This is a genomic window from Desertivirga brevis, from assembly GCF_017355835.1.
This window is the reverse complement of record NZ_JAFEWF010000023.1, coordinates 1-1,604: the sequence shown is the minus strand read 5'-3', so window position 1 is coordinate 1,604 and position 1,604 is coordinate 1. Positions and strand designations below refer to the sequence as shown.

The window sequence follows — 1,604 nt, the reverse complement described above, 5'->3', positions numbered from 1 at the left end:
ATCTGTAACATAACGGGCAATTCCATCGGCTCTAGAAAGGAGGTATTCCAGCCGCACCTTCCGGTACGGCTACCTTGTTACGACTTAGCCCCAATTACCGGTTTTACCCTAGGACGCTCCTTGCGGTTACGTACTTCAGGTACCCCCAGCTTTCATGGCTTGACGGGCGGTGTGTACAAGGCCCGGGAACGTATTCACCGCGTCATTGCTGATACGCGATTACTAGCGAATCCAACTTCATGAGGTCGAGTTGCAGACCTCAATCCGAACTGTGAACAGCTTTTTGAGATTGGCATCTTATTACTAAGTAGCGGCCCTCTGTACTGTCCATTGTAGCACGTGTGTAGCCCCGGACGTAAGGGCCATGATGACTTGACGTCGTCCCCTCCTTCCTCTCTGTTTGCACAGGCAGTCTGAATAGAGTCCCCACCTTAAATGCTGGCAACTATTCACAGGGGTTGCGCTCGTTGCGGGACTTAACCCAACACCTCACGGCACGAGCTGACGACAGCCATGCAGCACCTAGTTTCCTGTCCCGAAGGACTGATCCGTCTCTGGATCATTCAGTAACTTTCAAGCCCGGGTAAGGTTCCTCGCGTATCATCGAATTAAACCACATGCTCCTCCGCTTGTGCGGGCCCCCGTCAATTCCTTTGAGTTTCACCCTTGCGGGCGTACTCCCCAGGTGGAACACTTAACGCTTTCGCTTAGACGCTAACTGTATATCGCTAACATCGAGTGTTCATCGTTTAGGGCGTGGACTACCAGGGTATCTAATCCTGTTTGATCCCCACGCTTTCGTGCCTCAGCGTCAATTAGACTTTAGTAAGCTGCCTTCGCAATTGGTGTTCTGTGACATATCTATGCATTTCACCGCTACTTGTCACATTCCGCCTACCTCAGGTCCATTCAAGCTCTTCAGTATCAAAGGCACTGCGATGGTTGAGCCACCGTCTTTCACCCCTGACTTAAAAAGCCGCCTACGCACCCTTTAAACCCAATAAATCCGGATAACGCTTGGATCCTCCGTATTACCGCGGCTGCTGGCACGGAGTTAGCCGATCCTTATTCTTCGAGTACATTCAGCTTCTTACACGTAAGAAGGTTTATTCCCCGACAAAAGCAGTTTACAACCCATAGGGCAGTCTTCCTGCACGCGGCATGGCTGGTTCAGGCTTCCGCCCATTGACCAATATTCCTTACTGCTGCCTCCCGTAGGAGTCTGGTCCGTGTCTCAGTACCAGTGTGGGGGGTCATCCTCTCAGATCCCCTAGACATCGTCGTCTTGGTGAGCCGTTACCTCACCAACTAACTAATGTCACGCATGCCCATCTTAATCCTATAAATATTTGATAACTGAATGATGCCATTCTGTTATATTATGCGGTGTTAATCCGAATTTCTTCGGGCTATCCCCCTGATTAAGGTAGGTTGCATACGCGTTACGCACCCGTGCGCCACTTTCATGGGGAGCAAGCTCCCCAATCGCGTTCGACTTGCATGTATTAGGCCTGCCGCTAGCGTTCATCCTGAGCCAGGATCAAACTCTCCATTGTAATGAATGTTTGTTTCTCTGACCCTATTATATCTCAAATAGAATCGTT

Annotated in this window: 1 rRNA gene; it reads right to left on the bottom strand. The window is 50.3% G+C overall.

From position 1 onward, the window contains the following. Positions 1-35 precede the first annotated feature (35 nt). A 16S ribosomal RNA gene (locus J4N25_RS26670) occupies positions 36-1,556 on the bottom strand. Between the last annotated feature and the right edge of the window lie 48 nt (positions 1,557-1,604).